This window comes from Cyanobium sp. ATX 6A2, from assembly GCF_024346355.1.
In the GTDB taxonomy this organism is placed as follows: Bacteria; Cyanobacteriota; Cyanobacteriia; order PCC-6307; family Cyanobiaceae; genus NIES-981.
In genome coordinates this window covers 1-6,636 of record NZ_JAGQCU010000035.1, presented here as the reverse complement: position 1 = coordinate 6,636, position 6,636 = coordinate 1, and the positions used below count along the sequence as shown (strand labels likewise).

Annotated in this window: 5 protein-coding genes; 2 read left to right on the top strand and 3 right to left on the bottom strand. The window is 62.7% G+C overall.

Annotated elements, in window-relative coordinates; all coding sequences use genetic code 11:
• Positions 1-123 precede the first annotated feature (123 nt).
• Positions 124-996, bottom strand: coding sequence for an extracellular substrate binding-like orphan protein GrrP (grrP, locus tag KBY96_RS16030; protein WP_254980553.1), 873 nt, complete (start codon positions 994-996; stop codon positions 124-126).
• A gap of 773 nt (positions 997-1,769) precedes the next feature.
• Here grrP and KBY96_RS16025 point away from each other — a divergent pair.
• Together KBY96_RS16025 and KBY96_RS16020 are read left to right on the top strand one after the other, a co-directional pair.
• Positions 1,770-3,941: an arylsulfatase gene (locus KBY96_RS16025; RefSeq protein WP_254980552.1), complete on the top strand. Its 2,172-nt coding sequence runs from the start codon at positions 1,770-1,772 to the stop codon at positions 3,939-3,941.
• A complete protein-coding gene (locus KBY96_RS16020) occupies positions 3,938-5,200 on the top strand; it encodes an anaerobic sulfatase maturase (protein WP_254980551.1) in 1,263 nt (420 codons plus the stop codon). Before KBY96_RS16025 ends, KBY96_RS16020 begins: the two co-directional genes overlap by 4 nt.
• Before the next feature lie 7 nt (positions 5,201-5,207).
• On the opposite strand, the gene KBY96_RS16015 is transcribed toward KBY96_RS16020, so the two are convergent.
• The gene (locus tag KBY96_RS16015) at positions 5,208-5,450 is read right to left on the bottom strand and encodes a hypothetical protein (RefSeq protein WP_254980550.1); all 243 of its coding nucleotides are present in this window, start codon (positions 5,448-5,450) and stop codon (positions 5,208-5,210) included.
• Positions 5,451-5,515: 65 nt separating this feature from the next.
• Complete coding sequence (locus KBY96_RS16010; RefSeq protein WP_254980549.1) at positions 5,516-6,193, bottom strand: hypothetical protein; 678 nt, start codon at positions 6,191-6,193, stop codon at positions 5,516-5,518.
• Between the last annotated feature and the right edge of the window lie 443 nt (positions 6,194-6,636).

The window sequence follows — 6,636 nt, the reverse complement described above, 5'->3', positions numbered from 1 at the left end:
GCAAGTTTCGGCTCCCAGAAAGGTGAAATCAGGCCAATCGAGGCTCAGATCCGCCAAAAATTGTTCATTCCGAGCAAATTGGAACCTTGGCCTCTCTTTCAGGGCTCGTTGCCCAGAGGTTCCTTAGCGAGTGGTGGGAACGTTGATCTGCTCGTGGTTCAGCAGCACGGTCTGGAAGTAGGCCTTGATCAGCTCCGGGGGAAGCTCCAGCACACCACCGGGACCAAGCCAGCGGTTCACCGTGGCAGTGGCGGCTGGCTCGTCGATCACATAGCCCTGAATCATCTGGGCGATGGCCAGATTCACCAGGTTGCGGAAGGTGGAGTTGTTCTCCGGCATCATGCAGCCCACGGCATAGCGCACCAGCGGGTCCTCCGGCACCAGGGCCAGACCCGGGCTGGCGGCGGCAGCAACAGCGCCCGCCAGCAGGATGGAGTCGCCAGCGAACCCGTCCACCCTGCCGGCCGTGAGCGATGCCACACCCTCCTTGAGGCCGGGCACCGCCACCCGGATGGCCTGGGGCCTCAGATCACGCACCGCCTTCTCCCCGAGGGAGCCCGGCACCACGGCGATCCGCTTGCCGGCGAGGGAGTCGGGGGTGCCGCTGAACCCGTTCGCCCGGGTGAGGATGCGGATACCGGAAAGGCTGAAGGGGATGGAGAAGTCCACGAACATCTCCCGCTCCCAGGTGAACTGGGCGCCGCAGGAGAGAGCGATCTCACCACGGCTCACCTGCTTGAACAAGGTGTCAGGATCGCTCACGGCCTCGAACTCCACCCTCACGGGCTTGCCGAGGTAGCGCGATACCTCCGCCTCGATCCGCCGGGCCACATCGACCCCATAGCCCACCAGCTCCCCTTGATCGTTCAGGAAGGAGTAAGGCACCAGATCGGTGCGGCCACCCAGGGTGATCACGCCCGTGCGGGCGGCCCGTTCGACGACGGTTTCAGCCCGTGCCGCCTGGGCCCCGGAGGTGCCCATGAGCAGTGCCGCCAAGGCCAGAACAACGATCCGGAAACCGCTCGGCCAGAGGCTTCGAGAGCGGCTGCCTTGGTTGGCTCGCGTGCTGGAAATCGGCAGAGCAAGAGCCACTGAAGATTGGCCTGGAACAGAGGACTGGCCATAACTCTGATCCCAGCTCCACAGGGGAGGGTGCGGGCACGGACAAAGGCGGTGAAATCGTCACCTGCGTCGCTCACTCCGGCGGTGAAACGTGGTGGTGGCTCAATCGACGAGAGCGGGCGCCATGATGCCCCAGAGCTCTCCGCAGACGAACAAACCCACGCCTGTTCCACCCGTGTTCGCCGCGCCGGAGCAGATGCAGCAAACGTCATCGTCCGGCTGTACATCTGTACGGCTCATTGGAAGCCTGGTTCAACAACGCCTGGCGCCTTGCCAACATTGAACTGCTTCCATGGCGGTGGTGCGTGACTGAGGGTCCGGCTATTCGCTCAATACAGCCCCCAAAGGGTTGATTACAAAAACCTCGCTGCCAATGGACGGCACCTTCGGGCGGACCTAAACCAAAAGCAGCCTCAACGGCTTTGCGGGACCCCATGAACCTGTCCATTCCAGCTCGCGCCCTGGGCCTGGCCCTGGGAGCTGCCTGTGCCGCCGGTTGTGGGCAGGCGGCTGCCGCCGCGCCCCGGCTGGATCGCACCCGTCTGCCGATTGCCGAGCCCGGCCGGCCCGCCGTGAGCGAACTCGACGTGCGCAATGCCACACCGCCACCACGGTTTGAAGTGAAGGCACCGGAGCAGGCCCCGAATGTGATCGTGATCCTGGTTGACGACCTGGGGTTTGCCGGTACCAGCGGCTTTGGCGGGCCCATCCCCACCCCCACCTTCGACCGACTAGCCGACGGTGGCCTGCGGTACAACAACTTCCACACCACCGCCGTCAGCTCCCCCACCCGCGCGGCCCTCAAGAGCGGGCGAAACCACCACGTGGCCAACATGGGAGGGATCATCGAAACCGGCACGGCCTTCCCTGGTAACACCGGCCAGATCCCCAATGATGTGGCGCCGATGGCGGAGATGCTGCGCCTGAACGGCTACAGCACCGCTGCCTTCGGCAAGTGGCATGAAACTGCGGCCTGGGAGGCCAGTGTCTCCGGCCCCTTTGATCGCTGGCCCACACGCCAGGGCTTCGACAAATTCTACGGGTTTCTAGGCGGCGAAACCAATCACTGGGCCCCATTCATCTATGACGGTACCCAGCGCGTGGAGATTCCAGAAGATCCGACATACCACTTTATGACGGATATGACGAACCAAGCAGTCGACTGGATGAAATTCCAGAAGGCCCTGACCCCGGATCGTCCCTTCTTGATCTATTTCGCTCCTGGCGCCGTACACGCTCCCCACCATGTGCCAAGGGAATGGATCAGCCGTTGGCGGGGCAAATTCGACCAGGGCTGGGATGCACTGAGGGAGCAGATCCTGGCGCGACAGATCCAACGCGGTGTGGTGCCGAGGGGCACACCACTCGCCTCCAAGCCCGACTTCATTCCCGACTGGTCGACCCTGAGCGCCGATCAGAAACGGCTGTTCAGCCGCCAGTTTGAGGTCTTTGCCGCTTTCCTGGAGATGACCGATCACGAAATCGGCCGACTGATTCAGGCGGTAGACGACGTCGGCCAACTGGAGAACACCCTGGTGATTTACATCGCTGGCGACAACGGAACCAGTGCCGAGGGCGGTGCCAATGGCATGTTGAACGAAATGACGTATTTCAACAACGTGCCTGAAAAGGTCGAGGACATGCTCAAGGTCGTCGACAAGTGGGGCGGTCCTGAAACCTACCCACACATGGCGGCGGGCTGGGCCGTGGCTCTGGACACACCCTTTGCCTGGACCAAGCAAGTGGCCTCAGACCATGGCGGCACCAAGGTGGGTGTGGCGGTGCACTGGCCCGCCGGCATCCGTAGCAAGGGCGGAGTGCGACCCCAGTTCCACCATGTGATTGATATCGCCCCCACCATCCTGGAGGCGGCCGGCCTGCCCCAGCCCACCACAGTGAACGGCACCCGCCAGCGGCCGATGGATGGCGTAAGCATGATCTATAGCTTTGATGATGCCAAGGCCAGGGAGCGGCACACCACCCAGTACTTCGAAATGTTCGGCAACCGTGCTCTCTATCACGAAGGCTGGTTTGCTCGGGTGATCCACAAGGCCCCATGGGAGGCGAATCCCCGCCGACCATTGAACGACGATTCGGGCTGGGAGCTCTACGACACCCGCAGCGACTTCAGCCTGGTCAAAGACCAGGCCGCAACGAATCCCCAAAAGCTTGACGAATTGAAAGCACTGTTCCTGCAGGAAGCCAAGAACAACCAGGTGCTGCCGATCGATGATCGGGCAATCGCCCGAGTGAATGCCCAGCTGGCCGGCCGGCCCGACCTGATGGCGGGTCGCACCTCGCTCACCCTCGCCGATGGCATGGTGGGCATGAGCGAGAACGTGTTCCTGAACATCAAGAACACCTCCAAAACGATCACCGCTGAGATTGAGGTACCGGAGGGCAGGGCCAACGGCACGCTGATTGCCCAGGGCGGGCGATTCGGCGGCTGGTCGCTGTATATCAAGGATGGCGTGCCGGCCTACCACTACAACTTCCTGGGCATCGAGCGCACCACCGTGAGTGGCACCGAGCCGCTCAAGCCCGGCAAGGCCACCATCCGCTTCACCTTCGCTTACGACGGCGATGGCCTCGGCAAGGGGGGCCTTGGCACCCTCAGCGTGAACGACAAGGCGGTCGGAAGAGAACACATTCCCCGCACCCAACCGATCATCTTCTCGGCTGACGAAACGGCCGATGTGGGTATCGACCTGGGTACCCCGGTGGTGGAGGCGATCGGCGCTGAACGCCGGTCACGCTTTACGGGGCGGATCCCCAGGCTCACGGTGGAGATCCCAGCAGCTGCAGCAGCAGGCCGATGAGCACCGGCATCCACGTGCTGGCCAAGCCCAACGGCTCGCTCTGCAACATCGCCTGCGACTACTGCTTCTACCTCGAGAAGCGGGAGCTCTTCCCGGCGCACCAGCCCCACAGGATGTCGGAAGAGGTGCTGGCCACCTACATCGCCCAGTACGTGGCCGCCCAGCCCACGCCGGTGGTGGAGTTCGTGTGGCATGGCGGAGAACCCACCCTGCTTGGCCTCGATTTCTTCCGCCGCGTAGTGGAGTTGCAGCAGCCCCACCGCGCCAGCAAGACGATCCGCAACGTGCTGCAGACCAACGCCTTGCTGCTCGACGACGACTGGTGCCAGTTCTTCAAGGCCAACGACTTCTTCATCGGCGTCAGCCTCGATGGCCCCGAGGAGATCCATGACCGCTACCGCAAGGACCGCAGGGGCCAGGGCACCTTCGAGCGGGTGATGCGGGGCGTGCGCCTGCTGCAGCAGCACGGCGTGGAGTTCAATGCCCTCGCTTGCGTGGGCCGTGACACCGCGCACCATCCCCTGGAGGTGTACCGCTTCTTCAAGCAGGCGGGCATTGCCTACATCCAGTTCACGCCGATCATCGAGCGTGAACCCGACGCTGACACCGAGGCCCTGGGCCTCTGGCTGGCGCGGCCGGCGCTGCTGGATCAGCAGGAGCCCAACACGCGGGTCACCCCCTGGACGGTGGAGCCGGAGGTCTATGGCGACTTCCTGATCGCCATCTATGAGGAGTGGGTGCGCCATGACGTGGGTAGCACCTTCGTGATGAATTTCGAGTGGGCGCTCACAGCCTGGATGGGGGAACCATCGCCGGTGTGTATTTTCTCAGAAACGTGCGGCCGCGCCGTGGCGATTGAGCACGACGGCAGTGTGTTCGCCTGCGACCACTACGTGTATCCCGAATACCGCTTGGGCGATGTGCTCCATGACGAGCTCGGCACCATGGTGGAGCGCTCGGTGGCCTCAGGGTTCGGCCCCCATAAGAAGTCGACCCTGCCGCGCCACTGCCAGGAGTGCGAGGTGAAGCAGGCCTGCTGGGGTGGCTGTCCCAAGCACCGCTTCACCACCACACCCGATGGTGAGCCCGGTCTTCACTACCTCTGCCCGGGCTACAAGGCATTCTTCCGCCACATCCGCAAATACCTGCGCCCCATGGCCACCCTGCTGAGCAATAACCTGCCGGCATCGCTGATCATGCAGGCGATCGATGCGCCGCTGATCATCAACACCAGCCAGACCAGCGCCAAAGGAGGATGAGCGGGGATTAAAAGAAGAACTTCACGCCCATCTCGATGCCGTTTTCATAGTTGCTGAAGCCACTGCTGGGATTGCGATCGTTTCGGTACTTGACTCCCTGGTACCGCCAGGACAACGTCAGGTTGGTGTTGTTACCCACGGCATAGCCCACACCCACCTGGGCATTGCCGGACAGGTCCTGATCGCCGCTGAGCCCGAAACCGCCGATGTCGGCTCTGGCGAAGGCCCGCAGGCGAGGTGAAAGAAACACGCTGCCCTGCATGCCCACCAGGGGCTGGGCCCAGGTCCGCCCAAAGCTTCCCTCGCGCTCGCGGCTCAGGCCCAGTGGGCCCAGGCCCTGCACCTCCACGTCCCATCCAGATTGGTGTCGATCACCCGCACCCCCACGTAAGGGATGATGGTGTAGGAGCCTTTCTCACCGATGGCGGCCTCCGGCTCTCCGAAGCGGTAGCGCACCGCCAGGTCGTAGATACCCAGCGAACTGCTCACCTCAGCCTTGCCAGTACGGAGTCCACTCGGGGCTGTGCTGGCACCAGCGGCACCCAGCCTGGCGTAGCTGAGATCAGTGAGCAGTCCCCAGCGGCCACGTTCAACACTGCCGCGCACATAGGCCGCAAACTCAAGAGCGGAGAGCACATCCCCCAGATCCAGATCCAGATCTGCCTCGAATCCTCTGACCCGTACGGTTCCTGTGGTTTTCAGGGGAGCGAACCCATACAGCTCCACCGTGCTACGCCAGGGCTCACTGTTTGTTGACGCCTCAACCGCCGGCTGATTAGCCTCCTCAATGGTCTGATCAGCAGTGGTATCCGCAGAGAGGTCAGTGCCGGACTGGACGGGCAGTTCAATCGTGTTTTGTGAGACGACGTCGGAGCCTGATTCAGCAACGAACCCTGTGCTGCCTTCCGAAGTGCTCTGGGCATAGACAGCAGTGGGGAGAACCACAATCCCAGTGCTGCTTAGGCCTGCCACTGCGGCCACCAGTGCCTTCATCCGCGTTGACATTGGGATTGCCCGCCATTTGATTGAAGCATAGAGGTTTGGGCCTTCAAGCCTTCAGGCGTCGTTTAGAGCCAAGTTGGAGCCAAGCCTGCACACTGCACTCGGACTCCATTGGTTCAGTAAGGGGCGTGTCCACGTGAGGCTGGTCTCGGCGTATCCCATAGTCCTTCGCCAGCGCACAGCTATGCTTACCGGCTCTCCATCTGTATGCTTCAAGCTCACGATTCGGTCTTTTGCGAGCCCGTCACCGAAGCGAACAACTCGTCATGTATTGGGGGTCCTGAAAGCCCAGCTCGGCCTACAGCCCGGCGATGAGTTCGAGATCAAGCTCGGCCGCGCCGATGGGAAGGAGGGCGGTGCGGCTGCTGCGTGATCGTTCGTGAAGGCCGGGATCGTCCGATCACCACCCTCAGCACACTTGAAACCAGGCGTCA

What these genes read in the sequence shown, in the direction of transcription:
- KBY96_RS16010 (WP_254980549.1), bottom strand. Translation starts at nt 6,193, where the DNA reads ATGAAGGCACTGGTGGCCGCAGTGGCAGGCCTAAGCAGCACTGGGATT.
- KBY96_RS16020 (WP_254980551.1), top strand. Translation starts at nt 3,938, where the DNA reads ATGAGCACCGGCATCCACGTGCTGGCCAAGCCCAACGGCTCGCTCTGC.